We start from the raw sequence: 20,810 nt of genomic DNA on the forward strand, positions 1-20,810 counted from the left end.
TCAGCGCCGTGGCGCACGCGAAGTGAAGAAGCGCTGCAGCAGGCAGAACACGAAGAGCAGTGCACCGACCACGATGCGCGTCCACCACGAGCTCAGCGTGCCGTCGAAGGAGATCAGCGTCTGGATGATCCCGAGCATCAGCACGCCGAACAGCGTGCCCGCCACGTAGCCCACGCCGCCCGTGAGCAGCGTGCCGCCGATCACCACCGCCGCAATCGCATCGAGCTCCAGCCCCAGCGCATGCAGGCCGTAGCCCGAGAGCATGTAGAAGGTGAAGATCACGCCCGCCAGCGCCGAGCAGAAGCCCGAGAGCGTGTAGACGCCGACGATCGTGGAGCGCACCGGCAGGCCCATCAGCAGGGCCGATTGCTCGCTGCCGCCAATGGCGTACACCGCGCGGCCGAAGGGCGTGCAGTGCGCAATGAACACCGCCGCCAGCAGCACGCCGATGGCGATCACCGCGCTGATCGAGAGCGAGGCCTCGCCCCAGACCGGAATCCGGATCTGCGAGATCTCGGCATAGAAGGCGTTGGTGATGCTGATGGAGTCGATGCTGATCAGGTAGCAGAGCCCGCGCGCCAGGAACATGCCCGCGAGCGTGACGATGAAGGGCTGCAGCCGGAAGCGCTCGATGAGCAGGCCCATGAATGCGCCGAAGGCGGTGCCCATGGCCAGCACCAGCGGAATCACCACGGCGGGACTCCAGCCGTGCTTCTCGACCAGCGAGGCCGACACCATCGTGGTGAGCGCGATCACCGAGCCCACCGACAGGTCGATGCCGCCCGAAAGAATCACGAAGGTCATGCCCACGGCCACGACGATCAGGAAGGCGTTGTCGATCAGCAGGTTGAGGAACACCTGCGCCGAGAAGAAGCCGTCGTAGAACACCGAACCCAGCGTGGCCACCAGCACGAACAGCGAGATGGTCGCGGCCAGCGGCAGGTACTTGGGATTGAACCCTGCCCTGCCCCCTCTCCCGCGCGCGGGAGAGGGTTGGGGTGAGGGTGCAGTTTCAATCACCGCGCTCATGCCTGTCCCCCTTCATGCACCGGCCGCTGCACCAGCGCCCGGATCTCCGCCCTGAACTCCGGCGACTGCAGCAGCATCACCGCGAACACCACCACCGCCTTCACCACGAGGTTGATCTCGGGCGGCACGCCCAGCGAATAGATCGCATAGGTCAGCGTCTGGATGATGAGCGCACCGATCACGCTGCCCATGAGGCTGAAGCGGCCGCCCGTGAGCGCGGTGCCGCCCAGGGTCACGGCCAGGATCGCATCGAGCTCCAGCAGCTGGCCGGCGTTGTTGCCGTCCGCGCTCTTGACGTTGGAGCTGATCAAAAGGCCCGCCACGCCCGCGCACAGGCCGCAGAACGCATAGGCGCCCACGACGAGCCTGCGCGCCTGCACGCCGGCCACGCGCGCGGCCGTCGGGTTGATGCCCACCGCCTGGATGAAAAGCCCGAGCGCCGTGCGCGTGATGGCCAGGTAGAGCAGCACGAACACCGCGGCCACGATGAACAGCGAGAACGGCAGGCCCAGCAGGTAGCCGCTGCCGAGGAAGAAGAAGGGCTTGTAGTAGATGGTGATGATCTGCCCGTCGGCGATGAGCTGCGCGACGCCGCGGCCCGCCACCATGAGGATCAGCGTGGCGATGATCGGCTGCATGCCGACCTTGGCCACCAGCATTCCGTTCCAGAGGCCGCAGAGCAGTGCAACGCCCAGGGCCGCGAGGATCGCGAGCGGCATCGGGAACCGGCTCACGTCGCTCGCCACCGAGCCGCCGATCATCCAGGCCGCGACGGCCGCCGCAATGGCCACCACCGCGCCCACCGAGATGTCGATGCCGCGCGTGGCGATCACCAGCGTCATGCCCAGCGACACCAGCACCAGCGGCGCCGCGCGGTTGAGGATGTCGACCAGGCTGCCGTACAGATGGCCGTCGCGCCACTCGAGGTGCAGGAAGCTGGCATTGAACGCGGTGTTGACCGCGAGCAGCAGAAGCAGCGTGACGAGGGGCCAGGCGAGGCGATGGCTCATGAAGGAGGAGAGGCGTGTCATGTGTTCCGCCTTGCTCCTTCCCCTTCCGGGGGAAGGCTGGGATGGGGGCAGGCGGCGCCAGCAATGCGGCAGCGCTCAACGGAAGGCCGCCGTGCCCCCACCCCTGCCCTCCCCCGGGAGGGGAGGGAGAAAAACAAAGAAGGCGTCATGCTGCGGCAATCATTTCGTAGACCTCGTCCTCGGTCGAACCACCTGGGAGTTCGCCCACCTTCTGCCGGTCGCGCAGCACCACGATGCGATGCGCGACGCGCACCACCTCGCTCATCTCCGACGAGATGAAGATCACCGCCATGCCCGCCTTCGCGAGCCGCAGGATCTCTTCCATGATCTCCTGCTTGGCCGCCACGTCGATGCCGCGCGTGGGTTCGTCGAGGATCAACAGGCGCGGCTCGGTCGCGAGCCAGCGCGCGATCATGGCTTTTTGCTGGTTGCCGCCCGAGAGCAGCCCGATGGGGGTTTCCACGCTCGCGGTCTTGATGCCCAGCGACGCGACAAAGCGCTCCGCGATCGCCGTCTGCTCGGCGCGCGACAGGAAGCGCCGCACGCCCAGGCGCGCCTGCAGCGCAAGCGCGATGTTCTCGCGCACCGAGAGCTCGGCCACGATGCCGTCGGTCTTGCGCTCTTCTGGGCACAGTGCGAGCCCTTCGCGGATGGCGTCCGCCGGGTTCGAGAAGCTGACGGAGCGGCCATCGATGCTCAGCACCCCGCGGTCGGGCGCTTCGAGCCCGAACAGGAGGCGCGCCAGCTCGGTGCGGCCGGCGCCCAAGAGGCCCGCAATGCCGACCACCTCGCCGGCACGCACGCGCAGGTCGGTGGCCTGCAGCTGTCCTGCCTGGCCCAGGCCCTCGGCCTGCAGCAGGGCGGGCGCCGCTTCATCGAAGGCCGGCAGCGCCGCCGGCCGGGCCGACTGCGCCGCCAGTTCGCGCCCCAGCATCGCGGCAATCAGTGCCTGCGGGCCGAGGTCCGCGGCGCGCCACTCGCCCACCCAGTTGCCGTTGCGCAGCACCGTGATGCGGTCCGACACCGCATACATCTGGTTGAAGAAGTGCGTCACGAAGACGATCGCGAGACCTTCGCTGCGCAGGCGCCGCAGCACCTCGAACAGCTTCTCGACCTCGTCGTCGTCCAGGCTCGAGGTCGGCTCGTCCAGGATCAGCACCTTCGACGACACGCCCAGCGAGCGCGCAATGGCCACCATCTGCTGCACCGCGACCGAATAGCTCGACAGCAGCCGGCTCACGTCGATGTCCAGGCCGATGCGCGCCAGCAGCTCTTCGGCGCGCCGGTTCACCGCCGCCCAGTCGATGCGAAAACCCTGCGCCGCGCCGCAGCGCGGATAGCGGCCCGCGAACACGTTCTCGGCCACCGAGAGGTTCGGGCACAGGTTGACCTCCTGGTAGACCGTGCTGATGCCGAGCTTCTGCGCCTCCAGCGGCGAGGCGGGATGGATGGGTTGTCCGTCCAGGTGCATCTCGCCGCCGCTCGACGGAAGAACCCCCGTGAGCACCTTGATGAGCGTCGACTTGCCCGCGCCGTTCTGCCCCATGAGCGCATGGATCTCGCCGGGATACAGCCTGAGCTGCACGTCGCGCAGCACCGGGATGCCGCCGAACTGCTTGTGGATGCCCCGCAGTTCGAGCACGGGGCTGGTGCTGCTCTGGCTCATGCGCCTACTTGTTCTTGTTGTAGACGTCGATGAACACGGCCGCCAGAAGCACCAGGCCCTTGATGACCTGCTGGTAGTCGATGCCGATGCCCAGGATCGACATGCCGTTGTTCATCACGCCCATGATGAAGGCGCCGATCACCGCGCCCATCACGCGGCCCACGCCGCCCGAGGCCGAGGCCCCGCCGATGAAGCAGGCCGCAATCACGTCGAGCTCGAAGCCCAGGCCTGCCTTGGGCGTGGCCGTGTTGAGCCGCGCCGCGAACACCAGGCCCGCGAGCGCGGCCAGCGCGCCCATGTTGACGAAGGTCAGGAAGGCGAGCCGCTGCGTCTTCACGCCCGACAGCCGCGCTGCCTTCTCGTTGCCGCCCAGCGCATAGATGCGCCGGCCGATGGTGGTGCGGTTGGTGACGAAGTCGTACACCACGATCAGCACCGCCATCACGATCAGCACATTGGGCAGGCCCTTGTAGGTCGAGAGCAGGTAGCTGAAGAACAGGATGATGGCCGCGAAGAACAGGTTCTTCACGAGGAAGAACACGTACGGTTCCGTCTCCATGCCGTGCGCCGCGAGCTTGGCGCGCCCGCGCAGCTTGAAGAACACCAGCGCCGCCGCGGCCAGCGCGCCGACCACCAGCGAGGTGGTGCGCAGCGTGTCGCCACCCAGCGGATCGGGAATGAAGCCCGAGCTCAGCCGCTGGAACTCGACCGGGAACGGTCCCACGGACTGCCCCGCCAGCAGCGCCAGCGTGAGCCCCTTGAACACCAGCATGCCCGCGAGCGTGACGATGAATGACGGGATCTTGCGGAACGCGACGAACCAGCCCTGCGCGGCGCCGATGAGCGCGCCCGCCGCAATGCTGACGATCGCCGTCGGCACGAAGTGCCATTCGTACTCCACCATCAGCACCGCCGCCAGCGCGCCGATGAAGCCGCAGACCGAGCCCACCGACAGGTCGATGTGCCCCGCCACGATCACCAGCAGCATGCCCAGCGCCATAATGACGACGTAGCTGTTCTGCAGCAGCAGGTTGGTGAGGTTCAGCGGCCGCAGCAGCGTGCCGTCGGTCAGCACCTGGAACAGCACCATGATCGCGACCAGCGAGATCAGCATGCCGTATTCGCGCAGGTTGTTCTTCAGGAAGCCGGCGTGCAGCTTCGGGGCGGCCTCTGCGATGGGGACGGCGGCGTTCACCGCGTTGGCGTCAGGCTGCGACATGGACGGAACTCCCCGCGCTCACGATGGCGTGCATGATGCGCTCCTGCGAAGCCTCGGCGGCCGGAAATTCGGCCACGAAGCGGCCCTCGTTCATCACGTAGATGCGGTCGCACATGCCGAGCAGTTCCGGCAGTTCGGAAGAAATCATGAGAATACCTTTGCCCTCGCTCGCGAGCTGGTCGATGATGGTGTAGATCTCGTACTTGGCGCCCACGTCGATGCCGCGCGTGGGTTCGTCGAGAATCAGGAGTTCGGGTTTGGTGAAGAGCCATTTGCTGAGCACCACCTTCTGCTGGTTGCCGCCCGACAGGTTCACCACCAGCTGCTCCACGCCCGATGAACGGATGTTGAGTGCACGGCGGTAGTCGCTCGCCACCTTGAATTCGCGCGCGTCGTCGATCACCATCGAACTGGAGACCGCCTCCAGGTTGGCCAGGCTCACGTTCTTCTGGATGTTTTCCTCCAGCACCAGCCCGAGGCCCTTGCGGTCTTCGGTGACGTAGGCAATGCCATGGTCGATGGCCTTGCGCACCGTGCCCACGTCCACCGGCTGGCCGTGCATCAGCACCGTGCCGCTGATGCGCTGGCCGTAGGACTTGCCGAACACGCTCATTGCGAGCTCGGTGCGGCCCGCGCCCATGAGGCCCGCAATGCCGACGATCTCGCCCTTGCGCACATGCAGGTCCACGCCCTTGATCTGTTCGCGGTCGGCATGCAGCGCATGGTGCACGCGCCAGTCGCGCACCTCGAACACCGTCTCGCCGATCTTCGGATCGCGCTGCGGATAGCGGTGCGCCATGTCGCGCCCGACCATGCCGCGGATGATGCGGTCCTCGCTGATCGGCTGGCCGCGGCAGTCCATGGTCTCCACCGTGGCACCGTCGCGCAGCACGGTGATGGAGTCGGCCACCTTGGCAATCTCGTTGAGCTTGTGCGAGATCAGGATCGATGCGATGCCCTGGCGCTTGAGTTCCAGCAGCAGCATCAGCAGCGCGTCGCTGTCGTTCTCGTTGAGGCTGGCCGTGGGCTCGTCGAGGATCAGCAGCTTGACCTCCTTGGCCAGTGCTTTCGCAATCTCCACGAGCTGCTGCTTGCCCACGCCCAGGTCGGTCACGAGCGTGGTGGGCGGCTCCTTGAGACCCACCTTGGCAAGCAGCTCGCGCGTCTTCGCATAGGCGGCGAACCAGTCGATCACGCCGCCGCGCGCAATTTCGTTGCCAAGGAAGATGTTCTCGGCAATGGACAGCAGCGGCACCAGCGCCAGCTCCTGGTGGATGATGATGATGCCGAGCTTCTCGCTGTCGGCAATGCCCTTGAAGCGGCGCAGCTCGCCCTCGAAGTGGATCTCCCCGGTGTACGAGTCGCACGGGTAGACGCCGCTCAGCACCTTCATGAGCGTCGACTTGCCCGCGCCGTTCTCGCCGACCACCGCGTGGATCTCGCCCGCGCGCACCGCCAGGTTGACATCGCTGAGCGCCTTCACGCCCGGAAATGTCTTGGTGATGCCGCGCATCTCGAGGATGTTGCGGCCGTCCGCTGCTGCTGCTGCCATTCCAACGCTCACTTGACCTGGCTTTCCTTGTAGTAGCCGCTGTCGACCAGCACCTGCTTCCAGTTGCCGCCGTCCACGCTCACCGGCTTGAGCAGGTACGAGGGCACCACCTTGATGCCGTTGTTGTAGGTCTTGGTGTCGTTGACCTCGGGCGTCTTGCCCGACAGCATGGCGTCGACCATGGCCACCGTGACCTTGGCCAGCTCGCGCGTGTCCTTGAACACGGTCGAGGTCTGCTCCTTGCGCAGGATCGACTTGACCGACGGAATCTCCGCGTCCTGGCCCGAGACGACGGGCATCGGCTGCGATGCCGAGCCGTAGCCCACGCCCTTGAGCGACGAGAGAATGCCGATCGACAGCCCGTCGTACGGCGACAGCACCGCATCGACGCGGTCCTTGCTGTAGTAGGCCGACAGCAGGTTGTCCATGCGCGCCTGCGCCACCGCGCCGTCCCAGCGCAGCGTGCCGACCTTGTCCATGCCCATCTGCTTGCTGCGCACCACGAGCTTGCCGCTCTTGATGTACGGCTCCAGCACCGACATCGCGCCGTTGTAGAAGAAGAAGGCGTTGTTGTCGTCGGGCGAGCCGCCGAACAGCTCGATGTTGAACGGTCCCTTGCCGCTCTTCAGGCCGAGCGCCGACTCGATCGACTGCGCCTGCAGCACGCCGACCTGGAAGTTGTCGAAGGTGGCGTAGTAGTCGACGTTCTTCGAGCCCTTGATGAGCCGGTCGTAGGCAATGACCTTCACACCCTTGTCGGCGGCCTTCTGCAGCACGTCGGACAGCGTGGTGCCGTCGATGGCCGCGATGACCAGCACCTTGGAGCCCTTGGTGACCATGTTCTCGATCTGCGCGAGCTGGTTGGGGATGTCGTCGTCGGCGTACTGCAGGTCGGTCTTGTAGCCCTTCTCCTTGAAGTACTTGACCATGTTGGCGCCATCGGCGATCCAGCGCGCCGACGACTTGGTCGGCATCGAGATGGCGATCGGGCCCTTGTCCTGCGCATGCGCGAGCGGCGCGATGCTGGCGATGGCCAGTGCGATGCCTGCGAGCGAGGCCTTGAGGAAGTTGCGTTTCATGGTGTGGCTCTCAGTACTTGCGATTGGGGAATTCCTTGGCGGCGACTTCCATCGGGAAGATCGTCTCTTCGGTCACGATGCGCTTGGGCAGCTGCTTGCCGGCCTTGATGTCCTTCACGGCGCTCATCAGCTGGGGGCCGAGCAGCGGGCTGCATTCGACCGACACGTTGAGCTTGCCGGCGATCATGGCTTCGAAGGCGCCCTTGACGGCATCGATCGAGATGATCGTGATGTCCTTGGCCGGCTTCAGGCCCGCTTCCTCGATGGCCTGGATGGCGCCAATGGCCATGTCGTCGTTGTGCGCGTACAGCACGTTGATCTTCTTGCCATCGGCCTTCAGGAAGGCTTCCATCACTTCCTTGCCCTTGGCGCGCGTGAAGTCGCCGGTCTGCGAGCGCAGGATCTTGAACTTGGGGTCGGCCTTGATGATTTCCTCGAAGCCCTTCTTGCGGTCGATGGCCGGCGCCGAGCCCACGGTGCCCTGCAGCTCGACGATGTTCACCTCGCCCTTCTGGTCCTTCATCTTCTCGACCAGCCAGCGGCCCGCCTTGCGGCCTTCCTCGACGAAGTCGGAGCCCATGAAGGTCACGTAGAGCGAGTCGTCCTTGGTGTTCACCGAGCGGTCGGTCAGCACCACCGGGATCTTGGCGGCCTTGGCTTCGCGCAGCACGGTCTCCCAGCCCGATTCGACCACCGGCGAGAAGGCGATCACGTCCACCTTCTGCGCGATGAACGAGCGGATCGCCTTGATCTGGTTTTCCTGCTTCTGCTGCGCGTCGGAGAACTTGAGCTCGATGCCGGCTTCCTTGGCCGAGGCCTTGATCGACTCGGTGTTGGCGGTGCGCCATTCGCTCTCGGCGCCCACCTGGCTGAAGCCGAGCACGATCTTCTTCTGCGCCAGCGCGGTGGCGGGCAGGAGCCCGCCGAGCGAGGCGGCGGCGAGTGCGATATTGAGGGTGCGGCGATTGAGTTTCATTGGAATGTCTCCTTCTTTCTGAGTGCTATGTTTGCTTGCTGATGAAAACCGTCCGTGGTGGTCAGGCCAGCATGTAGCCGGTCTTGACCGTCGTGTAGAACTCCGCGGCGTGGCGCCCTTGTTCGCGCGGCCCGTAGCCCGACCCCTTGCGCCCGCCGAAGGGCGCGTGGAAGTCCACGCCCGCCGTCGGCAGGTTGACCATCGTCATGCCGACTTCGGCATGGCGCCTGAAATGCATCGCGTGCTTGAGCGAATTGGTGCAGATGCCCGCGCTCAGGCCCGAAGGCGTGTCGTTGCACAGCGCCAGCGCTTCGTCGTAGTCGGCCGCGCGCAGCACGCAGGCCAGCGGGCCGAAGATTTCCTCGCGCGCGATGCGGTGCCCGGGCTGGGCCAAAAACAGCGCGGGGCTCATGTAGTGGCCGGCCGTGGCGCGCTGGAGCGGCTCGCCGCCCCACACATGCTCGGCGCCCTCTTCGCGCGCAATGCCGACCCAGGCCAGGCTGCGCGCGAGGCGCTCTTCATCGACCAGCGGGCCGACGTCGACGCCGCGCTCCAGCGCATGGCCGATCTTCAGCGCCTTGAGGCGCTCGCGAAGCCGCGAGACGAAGGCATCGTGCACCGCGGCCTCGACGATCAGCCGGCTCGACGCCGTGCAGCGCTGGCCGTTGGAAAAATAGGCGCCCTGCACCGCGCAGTCGACCGCGTGGTCGATGTCGGCATCGGCCAGCACCACGAGCGCGTTCTTGCCGCCCATCTCGAGCTGCACCTTGGCGCGCCGCGCGGCAGCTGCCTGCAGGATGCGTTCGCCGTTGCGCGCCGAGCCGGTGAAGCTCAGGGCATCGACCAGCGGGCTGTCGACCAGCGCCTGGCCGGCTTCGCGGCCGCTGCCCATCACGAGGTTGAACACGCCTGCGGGCAGTGCCGCGCGGCTGATGATCTCGGCCAGCGTCCAGCCGCAGGCCGGCACCAGCTCGGCCGGCTTGAACACCACGCAGTTGCCATGCGCGAGCGCCGGTGCAATCTTGGTGGCCGGCACCGCCAGCGGCGAATTCCACGGCGTGATGAGCCCGGCCACGCCCACCGGTTCGCGCGTGACGTCGACCTGCACGCCCGCACGCAGCGAGGCCATGTTCTCGCCGCCGCCGCGCAGCGCCTCGCCCGCGAAGAACTTGAACACCTGCCCCGCGCGCGCCGCCTCGGCCACGGCCTCGGGCAGGGTCTTGCCGACTTCGCGCGCCAGCAGCAGGCCCAGCTCGTCCTTGCGCGCCAGAAGTTCGGTGCCGATGCGGTCGAGCACGTCGGCCCGGCGCTGCGGCGTGCTGTGGCTCCAGTGGGAAAAGGCATCGGCGGCCGCGCGGATCGCGGACTCCACCTGGCGGCGATCGGCCCGTGCGTATTCGGCCACCACTTCGCTGGTGTCCGAAGGATTGGCGCTCACACCGGTGGTCGCGCTGGTTTCCCAGCGGCCGTTGATGTATTGCCGCACGTTCTGATGGATCTCGCCGTGAATCACCTGCGCGCCAACCTTGTCTCTCGTTTTGGAAGTGGGGCGAGTCTATGAACAGAATTGATATCAATCCAATCATTTTTTCGACAAAATGCATATCAATCGCTGGATTCTGGAAAACCCTCTGATCACAAAGCTTTAACAAACAACAACCCACGAGACATGACCAACTACAACCATTGGTTCATCCGCGCCCGCCTCAAGACGCGGCAGCTGCTCCTGCTGGTGGCGCTGGCGGAGGAAGGCAACATCCACCGCGCGGCCCAGGTGCTCAACATGACCCAGCCCGCGGCCTCCAAGCTGCTGAAGGACCTGGAAGACGTGCTGGAGGTGCCGCTGTTCGACCGGCTGCCGCGCGGCATGCGGCCCACCTGGTACGGCGAAACCATGATCCGCCATGCCCGCGTGGCGCTGGCCAGCCTGAACCAGGCGCACGACGAACTCACCGCGCTCAAGGCCGGCCGCTTCGGCCAAGTGGGCGTGGGCGCCATCACCGCGCCCGGCCTCACGCTGATGCCGCCCGCGGTGGCGATGGTGAAGCGCGAGCAGCCCGATTTGCGCGTGTCGCTCGAGATCGAGACCAGCGCGGTGCTGATCGAGCGGCTCGAGCAGGGCAAGCTCGACATCCTGGTGGCGCGGCTCTTCGCCGAGCACGACAAGTCGCAGCTGCGCTACGAAGCGCTGGCCGAGGAGCCGGTGTGCGCGCTGGTGCGCCCGGGCCATCCGCTCCTGGGTGTGAGCGGCCTCACGCTGCGCGACGTGGTGGGCGCCGGCTGGATCGTGCCGCCCGCGGGCAGCGTGCTGCGCCACCGCTTCGAGCTGATGTTCCAGGAGGAAGGCCTGGTGCCGCCGAACAACATCATCGAGAGCTCGGCCCTGCTCTTCATCACGCGCATGCTGCAGCAGAGCGACATGGTGGCCGTGCTCGCGACCGACGTGGCGCGCTACTACGCCGCGCACGGCATCGTGTCGCTGCTGCCGCTGGACATGCCCTGCCACATGGACGCCTTCGGCATCATCACGCGCACCGACCGGCTGCTGTCGCCGGCCGCCAAGGTGATGATGAAGGCGCTGAAGACCGCGAGCCTCAGCGTCTACGGCCGCAAACTCGAGATGGACTGATCAGGTCCAGCCCGCGTCCACGGTGAACTCCTGCGCGGTGCACATCCTGGCGTCGTCCGACGCGAGGAACAGCACCATGCGCGCGATGTCCTCGGGCATCAGCTTGTCGGGCAGGCACTGGTTGCGCTTGAGCGATTGCTCGCCCTCGTCGTCGAGCCAGAGCTGCACCTGCCGCTCGGTCATCACCCAGCCCGGCGACACGGTGTTGATGCGGATGCGGTCACGGCCCAGTTCCACCGCAAGGCCGCGCGTGAGGCCGTTGACCGACGACTTGGCAATCGCATAGCAGGGGTAGCCCGAGCCCTTGGTCTGCCAGCCCGTGGAGCCCAGGTTGATCACCGAGCCGAAGCCCAGCCGCCGCATGCCCGGCACCACCGACTGGATCGCGAACAGCGCGGGCCGCTCGTTGATGGCCATGCGGTTGTCGTAGTAGTCGGGCGTGACCGATTCGAGCGTGTGGCGGTCGTCGCTTGCCACGTTGTTGACCAGCACCGCAAAGTCGCCGAGTTCGGCGGCCGCGTCGGCAATGGCTTTTTGCAGCGCGCCGATGTCGCGCACGTCGCAGGCGCGCCACCACGGCGCGGCATGGCCTTCTTGCACGATGCGCTGGGCGAGCGCGGCGCTGGCGCCTTCGGCAATGTCGACGAAGGCCACGCGTGCGCCCTGCGCGGCGAACGCGGCCACCATGGCCGCGCCAATGCCGCTGCCGCCGCCGGTGACGAACACCGTGCGGCCCTTCAGGCTGGGATGGATCGAAAGCTGCGGGGAATCCTTCAAGATGCGTGTCTCCAGAGAGCTGGCGGTGACATTGCAAAATCAATATCACTTGATGCCAAATAGTTTGGTTTCTATTATCAATATGCCTTGATACGATCCGCCGCGTCAAGGACAGAGACAACAAAGGCGCAAAACAAATGACCCAGACCGGCCGCACCGCATCCACTCCCACGCCCCTTGGCGTGCCATCGATCCTCGGCCAGCCCGAGTGCCTGTGGCCCGCGGGCGCCACGCTCGGCGAGGGCACGCTGTGGTCGCCGCGCGAACGGGCGCTCTACTGGATCGACATCCTCGAAAGCCGCCTGTACCGGCTCGACCCGGCCAGCGGCGCGCGGCGCAGCTGGCAGTTCGACGAGGAGATCACCGCGCTGGCCGAGCGCGCCAACGCGCCGGGGCTGATCGTCACCATGCGCCGCGGCTTCGCCTTGTTCGATCCCGCGGTGGATGCGGCGCCGCGCTACCTGCACCAGCCCGAGCCCGACCGGCCCGGCAACCGCTTCAACGACGGCAAGTGCGACCGCCAGGGCCGCTTCTGGGGCGGCACCATGGACTTCGACTGCGTGGCACCGACCGGCGCGCTCTACCGCTTCGACGCCGACGGCCGCTGCACGCGCCACGACGACGGCTTTGCCGTGACCAACGGGCCGACCTGGTCGCTCGACGAACGCACGATGTACTTCAATGCCACGGTGGAAGGCTGCGTCTATGCCTACGACTTCGACAGCGCAGCCGGCACGGTGGGCAACAAGCGGGTGTGGCTTCGCTTTGCCGAGGGCGATGGCCTGCCCGACGGCATGACGACCGACGCGGCCGGCCGCCTCTGGATCGCGCGCTGGGGCGGCCACTGCGTGAGCTGCCACGACCCGCTGAGCGGCGCCGAGCTGTGCCGCATCGAACTGCCCGCAAGCAACGTCACGGACTGCGCCTTCGGCGGCGAGGACCTGTGCACGCTCTACATCAGCACCGCGCGCAGCGGGCTCACGGCCGAACAGCTCGAGGCCGAGCCGCTGGCCGGCGGGTTGTTCGCGGTGCGCATCGGCAGCCCCGGCCTGCTTGCGGCCGAGTTCGGGGGCTAGGCCAGTGTGCCGAAGCGGTGCAGCGTGCTGCTGCTGAACACTTCGCCCGGCCGCAGCACCGTCGAAGGAAAGTCCGGCTGGTTCGGCGAATCGGGATAGTGCTGCGTTTCCAGGCACAACCCGGCGCCGCGCCGCAAGCTCTCGCCATCGGCGCCGCGCAGGCTGCCGTCGAGGAAGTTGCCCGAATAGAACTGCACCGCCGGCTCGGTCGTGTGCACCTCCATCACGCGCCCTGACGGCGGGTGCTCGAGCCGCGCCGCCAGCGCCAGGCCGGCGGGCTCGCGGTCGAGCACCCAGTTGTGGTCGTAGCCGCCGGCGACGCGCAATTGCTCGTGCGGCGCATCGATGCGCTCGCCGACCGGCGTGGCCGCGCGGAAGTCGAATGGCGTTCCGGCCACCGGCGCAAGGCCGAGCGGAATCAGGCCTGCATCCACGGGGCAGTAGCGGCTCGCGGGAATGATGAGCCGATGGTCCAGCACCGCGCCCTCGCCCGCCAGGTTGAAGTAGTCGTGGTGGCTCAGGTTCAGCACCGTGGGCCGGTCGGTCACGGCGCGGTAGTCGATGCGCCAGGTGTTCTCGCGGGTGCTGAGCGCGTAGCGCACCGTCAGTTGCACTTCGCCCGGAAAGCCTTCTTCGCCATCGGCGCTGGTGTAGCGAAGCTCGATGGCGATTTCCTCGCCCGCCGCGCCGTCCGCCGGCACCGGCTCGATCTGCCAGAAGCGCGTGCCGAAGCCCCGGTGCCCGCCGTGCAGCGAGTTGGCGCCGTTGTTCAGCGGGAGCTGGTGCTGGGCGCCATCGAGCGTGAAGCGCCCACCCGCGATCCGGTTCGCATAGCGCCCGACGATGGTGCCCAGGTGCGGATGCGGGCCCAGGTAGTCCGCAAGGCTCGGCAGGCCGAGCACGATGTTGCCGCTGTGCCCATGCCGGTCGGGCACGTGCAATGCGGTGACGATGCCGCCATGGTTGATGGCACCCAGGCGCAGGCCCAGGCCGTTGTCCAGGGTGTATTCGGTCACGATGCGGCCGTCGGGCATGCGGCCGAATTCGCGGGTGGTGATGTTGCTGCTCATTCGGTTGCTGGAGTTGGTGGAAAAAGCGCCTCGCGCGCGCACAGCGATGCGGTTTGCAGGCCGATGCCGTCCGTGAGGTCGTGGTGGGTGGGCGGCTCGGCCGCGTGGGTCTGCAGCTCGATGCGGTGGCCCGCCTGCGCCACCGCATCGGCAAAGCGCTGCTGCAGGGCGAAGGGCGTGTTCCGGTCGTCGCGGTTGCCGATCAGCACGATGCGCCGCGACGGGTCGCGCACGATGCCGCCCACATGCTCGAGCGGATCGTAGAACTGCGCACTGCCGGTGGTGTCGGTCCGGCCGCCCCTCGACATGCCCAGCATGCGCGCGCGTTCGAGCAGGCCATAGGCGCCCGAAGTCAGCACCGCGCAGGCCACGCGCGTGCGGCCCATGGTGAGGAGCGCCGCGCCGGCCGTGGCACCGCCGCTGTGGCCCAGGATCACGATGCGCTGCAATTGGTGGCGCTGCATGAGCGCATCGAGCGCGGCGTCGAGGGCATGGAATTCCACGGGCTCGCGCCGCTTGCGATGGTCCCCCGACGAGCCGTAGGTGCCGGGCCGTGCCATGAAGATCCACGGCACGCCGGAGCGGTTGCGGCTGCGCTGCGCGTCGAGCGTGCGCAGCGCCGCGGTGTTGCCGGGGATGCGCGCGGGCGGCTGGTCCATCACGCCGTCGCGGTCGCCGGAGAACTGCACGATGGCCACGCGCGCGCCATCGATCTCGTCGCTTGCGAAGTAGCGGATGCAGGCCGGCCCTTCGGCCGGCTGCACCCAGAGGTAGCCGCGCCGGTCGGGGCAGTTCGCGCGTACGGCAGGCTGGTTCCATTGCAGCGCCTGGTCTTTGGAGGCGGCCGGCACGCGCGGATCGGGGCCTGCGCGTTGTGCGCACGCCGCTTGCGCGAGCGCCAGCAGGAGCCACGCGAAGCGGGTGCACCGTCGCCATGCGCCCATGGGTGTCACAGCTGCTGCAGCCTTTGGGGGATGGTGCCGAAGTCGGAACCGACGCGGTCGCCCTTCAGCAGCACCAGGTCGCCGTCGCGCAGGAAGGTGCCGAGGTAGTCCGCGAGTTTCTCGGCATCGTCGAAGTGCGGTCCGAGCAGCCCGGCCGGTACATCCTCGCGCAGCCAGCGCATCTCTGCGCCGTGCGTCACCAGGTGCTCGATGCCGGAGGCCAGCAGCGGTTCGGCAAGGCCGCGGTGCAGGGCTTGCGAATCGCGCCCGAGGTTCACGATGCGCCCGAGCACGCCGATCTTGCGCTGCACCGGCGCATCGTCCGCACGCCGGTAGGTGCGCACGAACTCCATCGCGTTGCGCATCGACATGACCTCGGCGTTCCAGCTGTCGTCGATCAGCGTGGCCTCGATGCCGGCCCGGGTGCGCAGCGTGCGCACCTGCATCACCGACGCGGGAAGCCGCACCCCGGGCATGCGCGCGCAGGCGGCATCCGCATCGAAGCCCATCGCCAGCAGCGCGGCAAACGCCAGGGCCGAGTTGCGCACCAGCCCGGCACTCGCGATGGGAAACAGGTACTCGAAGCTGCGGCCCTCCGTCGCAATGCGCACGCGGCAGCCGCCGCCGGGCTCGGGGTGCGTGTCGAGCACGCGGATGTTGGCGTCCGGCCCGGGCCCCACCACCCAGATGGCGCCCGCCGTGAGTGCGGCGGCGCGCACCACCTGCGCGAGGCAGGGAATGTGGTCGGGCACGATCGCGACGCCGCCAGGCTCCAGCCCCAGGAAGATGCGCGACTTGAAGGCCGCCGTCTGTTCGAGGGTCGAGGCCTGGCGGGTCTGCGACAGCCCGACCTCGGTGATGATGGCCACGTGCGGCCGCGCCATCAGCGAGATCGGCCCCCGGTCCATCCACAGGCCGCTCTGCGCCATTTCGAGAATGCACACGTCCGCATCGGGCCCGAGATTGGCCAGCATGGCCGGCACGCCGACGCGCGAGTTGTAGTTGTCCACGGTGGTGTGCACGCGCGCGGCTTCGGGCAGCAGGTCGCGCAGCATGGCAATGGTGGACGACTTGCCGACCGTGCCGGTCACCCCCACCACCAAGCCCTTGAAACGCGCGCGCGCCGCCTCGCCGAGCGCGATCATTCCGCGGATCGGATCGTCCAGCTGCAGCAGCGGAAAGTCGGGAGCCAGTCCTTCCACCGCATGCGCGACCACCGCGCCTGCCAGCTTTTTTTCGAGCGACGGCAGGTCGGCGTGGCGGTCCGGATTGCCGGGCAGGCGCTTGCTGTAGTTCTCGTGCGCGGCCAGCGTGTCGTAGTCGGCCGCGACGAAAAGCACAGGCGGCGGCAGCAGCGGCAGATGGCGCGGCCCGCGCACCACCGAGTTCACGAACCAGCCTGGCGGAGGCTCGACCAGCCATCGGCCGCCCGTGATGCGCTGCAGATGCTCGGCGGTCCAGACCGGCGCCGGGGTCGGGCTGGCACCGGGATGCAGGGCCGCGGGCACGGGCGCGGGCCGCGCGGGCAATGGCACCGGCGCACCGGGCACGCGCAGGCCGCACCAGATGGACAGCCGGCGCGCGGGCGGCAGCCCAGCCAGCGCGCCGCGTACGCGCAGCTCGAGCTGCAGCACATCGCTCTCCAGCAGGCCGGCGCGAGGCGCGCGCAGCCCGTAGCGGTCGCGATAGATGCGGCCCGGCTCCCATCGGCTGGTCGGCCACATCCAGTCGCAGGGCTCGTGGTCCATGCCTTCGCCCCACGCGGGCATGCGGGTGCTGCGCAGCGGGACCGCGCGGAACTGGATGCGCAGGTCGGCCGTTACGGGCGCGTCGGCGGTCCAGAAAGACTCCACCCACAGCATGCGCCGCCCGACGAGCTGGCGCGGCGCGCAACGCACGCCCACCAGGCGCAGCGGCCCGGCCTGGAGAGGCGGCACCCATGCGTCGGGCGGCACCGCATCGGCCATCCATTCGGGCCGGGGCGCGAGGAGCGGCCTGATGGCGCGAGGCGCGCGCGCGGCGGGCGCTGCGGCGGCGAGGGCGGGCCGCCGCTCGGGTGGCGACAGCCTCACCGCGCACCGGCCTCCCGCCACCGGCACCATTTCGGTCCCCAGTGCGCGGCATTGCTCGGCGAAGCGCGCACTCGCGGCCTCGGCCGGCGCGCCCGTGTGCTGCCGCGAGAAACCGAAACCCACGCCAATGGGCGTGAACACCACCTCTTCGACACCGCGCACACTCAGCGCCAGCGAGAACACACCGGAATCCCCGAGGTCGTTGCGGACGGATTCGAACAACAGGTCGCCCGCATCGTGCAGGATCGGCCGGCCGCGGTAGATCTCGATGCCCTGCAGCACATGGGCCGAGCTGCCGAGAATTGCGTCGGCACCGGCATCGACGATGGCATGGCCGACATCGATTTCGGCCTGCGAAGGCGCGGTTTCGAGGTTTGCGCCCCAGTGCACGGCCACCAGCACCACATCGGCCTCGGCACGCGCGGCGGCAATGCGCGGCGCAAGCGTGGCAGTCCAGGCGGCGGGATCGCCGAGCGGCAGCCAGGCGGCACCCGGAGCATCGGCCGTTGCCGCGAAGCGCGGCTGCGTGGCGTCGAGCGAGAACAGCGCCACGCGCACGCCGCCGGCCCGGCCGATGGCCGGCCGCAGCGCCTCATCCAGGTTGCGCCCGGTGCCCGCGTGCGCAATGCCGGCGGCATCCAGCAGCGCCTGCTGCTCCATCAGCGCGGCGGCTCCGTAGTCGCCGCTGTGGTTGTTGGCGGTGGCGACCATGCCGATGCCCGCTTCGGCCAGCACCGCGAGCATCTCGGGCCGGGCGCGGTAGTAGTAGGGGCTGCTCTCATCCTTCTCGACGCCCTGTTCGCCGGTGGTGGCGACCACGCATTCGAGGTTGGCGATGCGCAGGTCCGCCTCGCGAAGTGCAGCGATGCCGCCAAGCATCTCCTGCGGGCCGCCGAGCTCTGCCAGGCGGTAGTGCAGCCGGCGGCCGAGGTTCACGTCGCCGCCCCAGACCGCGACGGGCGCGCGGCCACTGTCCGCCGGCGCTGGCGCAGAAGTGGCTTGGGGAATTCCGCACGCAGCCGGGAGTCCCGATGCTTCGCGGTGCTTCAACAGCCGGTGGTAAGCCACGTAGCCCGAGAGATAGTGCTCCACGTCGTCGATGCGCACGCGGAAGCTGTGGTGCTTGATGAAGAACGAACCGGTGATGCGGTCCGGGTTGCGGAAGAACATCGCGAGCTCGGGCCAGAAGTAGCCGTTGGCCAGGTAGCGCGCGCGGTGCTCGAGCGCGCGGTCGAACTTGGCGCGGTCGAAGCCTTCGAGCAGCGGGCGCAGCGCGGGGTCGGCGGCCAGGCGCTCCACCATCTCGCGCGCGGCCATCATGAGCTCGAGCAGGGTCGGAAAGGTGGTGATGCGCTCCAGCACGAAGTCCAGGTAGTCGGCCACGTTGCGCAACCCGAACTGGTAGTAGCGCGTCTCGGGCCGAACACGCGTGAGCTCGTTGACGCAGTAGCTCAGCCAGTGGTCGTGCGCGCGCCAGTGCTCCGCGGCAATGAAATGCTCGAAGGCCTTCTCGACCACCGCGAGCCAGCGCTCGTCGCGCGTGAGGCCGTACAGGCGCATCAGGCCGAAGGCGGCTTCGCCGTCGTAGTAGATGACGCGGAAGGCGTCCTTCACTTCGAGCGAGGGGTAGTTGAGCACGTGCACGAAGCGCCCGCTGGCCGGGTCCTGCATGGCCTGGATGCCGAGCGCGAGCTGCTCCATCAGCGGCAGGTACTGCGGATCGCCCGTGAGCTCCGTGTACTTGACGAGCGCCAGCAGGCACACCGCGTTGCCGCCGAGCTTGATCTCGTCGCCGACGTCCAGCAGGTAGGCCGCGCGCGTGCCGCCCGGCAGCTCGGCCTGGCGGATCAGCCGCTTCGTCAGCAGCGACAGCGAGCGGTCGATGGCCGCCTTCTGGCTGTCGCTGCGGGTCAGCTCCCAGGCCTCGAGCAACGCATAGGTCGAGCTCGCGTGGCGCAGCGTGTTGTAGGTGGGAATCGCGCGGTCGAAGCAGGGGAACCATCCGTAGTGGAACTCGCCCGTGGGCTTGACCTGCGCCGCAAGATAGTCGCTCGCGCTGTCCACGAGGCTGCGCACCTGGCCGGCGCCCCACTCGGGCAGCGTGCGGTAGCCCGCCGACTGGCCCGTGGGAGTGATCGGCCACGCGCCTTCGGTATCGGCATAGGCCGCGCGCGTGGTGAAGCACCACACCGGCGCCGCGTCATCCTGCGGAAAATCGAGTTCGGCACCGAAGCGCCGCTTCGCATGAAGGCGCAGGTTGCCCGGATTGGGCTCGGCATGGTCCACGGTGCCGTTGTAGAAGACGGCGCTGCCGTTGATCTCCGGCGCGAGCAGCGCCACCTCGAACTTCGCGTCGAAGGACACGCCATGGTTGAAGTAGTTGCGCCTGGTGCCCGCCAGGCGGGCCTTCAGCGCGCCCCAGCTCATGGGCTCGACCTGGTCGACCAGTTCCACGCGCACATGGCGCGGCTGCATGCCGATGCGCTGTGCGAGCGCAACTGCTGCATCGCTGGCCTGTTGCCAGGCCTGCTCGGCGCTTTCGGCGCGCCCGGCAACCACGCGCGCGCGGCTCGTGCCGTCGCCCATGGCAATCAGTACCACGCAGCCGGCCTCGGGCGTGGCGGCGGCGCCGGGCAGCGTGCCGTCCGGGGCGGCCAGTATCTGCCTGGCGCGGTTCAACAGATCCATGGAAAGAGTCGGTTCTTGGGTCATGCAGGCGCGAATGATGACAGGCCGCGCGCGCCCGCTGCAAATTCGGCGGCCTCCCCGCGCGCCGCTCAGGTCCAGGTTTCGAGCACCGCGCTGCGCACCGCCTCGACGGCGCTCGCATGCCGGCCTTCGGCCGCGAGCCAGCAAAGCCAGGTGCGCGAGCGCCAGCCGTTCCAGATCGCGAGCTCGCCGTTGCGCTGGCCCTGCTCGGCCTGGTCGAGCCGCAGCAGGCCGGCGCCCATGCCACTCGCGACCATGCTGCGCACCGCGCTCTCGCTGTCGGCCGTGCGCCCTTGCCGGTAGTCGCGGCCGGCGCCCGCGAAGAGCTTCTCGAGGTGCGTGCGCAGGATGCACGAGGGCGGCGTTCCCACCCACGGCAGGCGGGTGAGCTCGTCGAGCGTGAGGCCGGGGTGGGCCTCGGAAACCGGCAGCGGCAGCGTCACGACCAGCTCGACCGGCACGAGGCGCAGCAGCTCCATGCCTTCGACCTGCTCGCTGTCGCTGAGCGCGTAGGCGCAGTCGAGCTCGCCGCGCTGCACCGCCGCCAGCGTCTCGAAGGACAGGCCTTGCCGCAGCTGCAGCGTGACCTGCGGGTGGCGCTCGGCAAGCTTCACCAGCACCTCGCCGAGCCTGAGCGCCACCGGGTCGACCACGGTGCCGAAGCGCACCACGCCCTGCGCCGCGCCGCGCAGCTGCTCGGCGGCCGAGCGCATGCGCATGGCCGAGGCCAGCGTGCGCTCGGCCTCCTCGAGCAGGCTGCGGCCGGCCTGCGTGGGCACCATGCCGCGCGGCGTGCGCTCGAACAGCTTCACGCCCAGTTCGTCCTCCAGCGCCTTGAGCTGGGCGCTGACAGCCGGCGCGCTGGTGAACACGCGCTCGGCCGCGCGGGTGAGACTGCCCTCCTTCGCAATGGCGACGAAGGTCTTCAATTGGTAGAGCTCCATGGCGCAAATTGTGAGCGCTGGCGCGGCCCGCGTCCCT

General features: G+C 68.3%; 15 protein-coding genes. 2 read left to right on the forward strand and 13 right to left on the reverse strand.

What is annotated here, in order from left to right; genetic code table 11:
• From yjfF to AC1DMS_RS06955, 8 genes are all read right to left on the reverse strand, one after another.
• Entirely contained in the window at window positions 1-1,029 is a 1,029-nt protein-coding gene (gene yjfF / locus AC1DMS_RS06920) for a galactofuranose ABC transporter, permease protein YjfF (RefSeq protein WP_436288918.1), read from the reverse strand.
• Window positions 1,026-2,060, reverse strand: a complete 1,035-nt coding sequence (locus AC1DMS_RS06925) for an ABC transporter permease (protein WP_436288917.1) — start codon at window positions 2,058-2,060, stop codon at window positions 1,026-1,028. Before AC1DMS_RS06925 ends, yjfF begins: the two co-directional genes overlap by 4 nt.
• Window positions 2,061-2,205: 145 nt before the next feature.
• Complete coding sequence (locus tag AC1DMS_RS06930) at window positions 2,206-3,726, reverse strand: sugar ABC transporter ATP-binding protein (protein WP_278877654.1); 1,521 nt, start codon at window positions 3,724-3,726, stop codon at window positions 2,206-2,208.
• A gap of 4 nt (window positions 3,727-3,730) precedes the next feature.
• Complete coding sequence (gene mmsB / locus AC1DMS_RS06935; RefSeq protein ID WP_018903592.1) at window positions 3,731-4,945, reverse strand: multiple monosaccharide ABC transporter permease; 1,215 nt, start codon at window positions 4,943-4,945, stop codon at window positions 3,731-3,733.
• Window positions 4,932-6,497 carry a multiple monosaccharide ABC transporter ATP-binding protein gene (mmsA, locus tag AC1DMS_RS06940; protein WP_278877651.1) on the reverse strand — a complete coding sequence of 522 codons (1,566 nt, stop codon included), beginning with the start codon at window positions 6,495-6,497 and terminating at the stop codon, window positions 4,932-4,934. The genes mmsB and mmsA overlap by 14 nt, the downstream gene beginning before the upstream one ends.
• A gap of 8 nt (window positions 6,498-6,505) precedes the next feature.
• Entirely contained in the window at window positions 6,506-7,576 is a 1,071-nt protein-coding gene (chvE, locus tag AC1DMS_RS06945) for a multiple monosaccharide ABC transporter substrate-binding protein (RefSeq protein ID WP_436288916.1), read from the reverse strand.
• A gap of 10 nt (window positions 7,577-7,586) precedes the next feature.
• Window positions 7,587-8,552, reverse strand: coding sequence for an ABC transporter substrate-binding protein (locus AC1DMS_RS06950; protein WP_028254012.1), 966 nt, complete (start codon window positions 8,550-8,552; stop codon window positions 7,587-7,589).
• Between the two features lie 61 nt (window positions 8,553-8,613).
• Window positions 8,614-10,065 (reverse strand): aldehyde dehydrogenase family protein, encoded by a 1,452-nt coding sequence (locus AC1DMS_RS06955; protein WP_012746192.1) that lies wholly within the window; start codon window positions 10,063-10,065, stop codon window positions 8,614-8,616.
• Between the two features lie 156 nt (window positions 10,066-10,221).
• On the opposite strand from AC1DMS_RS06955, the gene AC1DMS_RS06960 reads away from it, so the two are divergent.
• Window positions 10,222-11,181, forward strand: a complete 960-nt coding sequence (locus tag AC1DMS_RS06960) for a LysR family transcriptional regulator (RefSeq protein ID WP_012746191.1) — start codon at window positions 10,222-10,224, stop codon at window positions 11,179-11,181.
• Here AC1DMS_RS06960 and AC1DMS_RS06965 read toward each other — a convergent pair whose 3' ends face one another.
• Window positions 11,182-11,958: an SDR family NAD(P)-dependent oxidoreductase gene (locus tag AC1DMS_RS06965; RefSeq protein WP_018903595.1), complete on the reverse strand. Its 777-nt coding sequence runs from the start codon at window positions 11,956-11,958 to the stop codon at window positions 11,182-11,184.
• Between the two features lie 137 nt (window positions 11,959-12,095).
• Between AC1DMS_RS06965 and AC1DMS_RS06970 the strand changes: the two genes are divergently transcribed.
• Window positions 12,096-13,034: an SMP-30/gluconolactonase/LRE family protein gene (locus tag AC1DMS_RS06970; protein WP_012746189.1), complete on the forward strand. Its 939-nt coding sequence runs from the start codon at window positions 12,096-12,098 to the stop codon at window positions 13,032-13,034.
• On the opposite strand, the gene AC1DMS_RS06975 is transcribed toward AC1DMS_RS06970, so the two are convergent.
• The 4 genes from AC1DMS_RS06975 to AC1DMS_RS06990 all read right to left on the reverse strand — a co-directional run bounded on the left by AC1DMS_RS06975 (window position 13,031) and on the right by AC1DMS_RS06990 (window position 20,773).
• Complete coding sequence (locus AC1DMS_RS06975) at window positions 13,031-14,104, reverse strand: aldose epimerase family protein (protein ID WP_018903596.1); 1,074 nt, start codon at window positions 14,102-14,104, stop codon at window positions 13,031-13,033. The two genes, AC1DMS_RS06970 and AC1DMS_RS06975, sit on opposite strands and share 4 nt — an antisense overlap.
• Window positions 14,101-15,048 (reverse strand): alpha/beta hydrolase family protein, encoded by a 948-nt coding sequence (locus AC1DMS_RS06980; RefSeq protein WP_012746187.1) that lies wholly within the window; start codon window positions 15,046-15,048, stop codon window positions 14,101-14,103. The genes AC1DMS_RS06975 and AC1DMS_RS06980 overlap by 4 nt, the downstream gene beginning before the upstream one ends.
• A 5-nt stretch (window positions 15,049-15,053) precedes the next feature.
• On the reverse strand, window positions 15,054-19,808 hold the full coding sequence (locus tag AC1DMS_RS06985; RefSeq protein WP_436288915.1) for a CapA family protein: 4,755 nt from the start codon (window positions 19,806-19,808) through the stop codon (window positions 15,054-15,056).
• A gap of 89 nt (window positions 19,809-19,897) precedes the next feature.
• Window positions 19,898-20,773 (reverse strand): LysR family transcriptional regulator, encoded by an 876-nt coding sequence (locus AC1DMS_RS06990; RefSeq protein ID WP_012746185.1) that lies wholly within the window; start codon window positions 20,771-20,773, stop codon window positions 19,898-19,900.
• Between the last annotated feature and the right edge of the window lie 37 nt (window positions 20,774-20,810).

Source organism: Variovorax sp. 05T418 (genome assembly GCF_056396385.1).

Bases quoted from the DNA above. Each gene is read 5' to 3' on its own strand.
- AC1DMS_RS06925 (WP_436288917.1), bottom strand. From the start codon at position 2,060: ATGACACGCCTCTCCTCCTTCATGAGCCATCGCCTCGCCTGGCCCCTC.
- AC1DMS_RS06960 (WP_012746191.1), top strand. From the start codon at position 10,222: ATGACCAACTACAACCATTGGTTCATCCGCGCCCGCCTCAAGACGCGG.
- AC1DMS_RS06990 (WP_012746185.1), bottom strand. From the start codon at position 20,773: ATGGAGCTCTACCAATTGAAGACCTTCGTCGCCATTGCGAAGGAGGGC.
- AC1DMS_RS06950 (WP_028254012.1), bottom strand. From the start codon at position 8,552: ATGAAACTCAATCGCCGCACCCTCAATATCGCACTCGCCGCCGCCTCG.
- mmsA (WP_278877651.1), bottom strand. From the start codon at position 6,497: ATGGCAGCAGCAGCAGCGGACGGCCGCAACATCCTCGAGATGCGCGGC.
- mmsB (WP_018903592.1), bottom strand. From the start codon at position 4,945: ATGTCGCAGCCTGACGCCAACGCGGTGAACGCCGCCGTCCCCATCGCA.
- chvE (WP_436288916.1), bottom strand. From the start codon at position 7,576: ATGAAACGCAACTTCCTCAAGGCCTCGCTCGCAGGCATCGCACTGGCC.
- AC1DMS_RS06930 (WP_278877654.1), bottom strand. From the start codon at position 3,726: ATGAGCCAGAGCAGCACCAGCCCCGTGCTCGAACTGCGGGGCATCCAC.
- AC1DMS_RS06985 (WP_436288915.1), bottom strand. From the start codon at position 19,808: ATGGATCTGTTGAACCGCGCCAGGCAGATACTGGCCGCCCCGGACGGC.
- AC1DMS_RS06970 (WP_012746189.1), top strand. From the start codon at position 12,096: ATGACCCAGACCGGCCGCACCGCATCCACTCCCACGCCCCTTGGCGTG.
- AC1DMS_RS06975 (WP_018903596.1), bottom strand. From the start codon at position 14,104: ATGAGCAGCAACATCACCACCCGCGAATTCGGCCGCATGCCCGACGGC.
- AC1DMS_RS06980 (WP_012746187.1), bottom strand. From the start codon at position 15,048: ATGGGCGCATGGCGACGGTGCACCCGCTTCGCGTGGCTCCTGCTGGCG.
- yjfF (WP_436288918.1), bottom strand. From the start codon at position 1,029: ATGAGCGCGGTGATTGAAACTGCACCCTCACCCCAACCCTCTCCCGCG.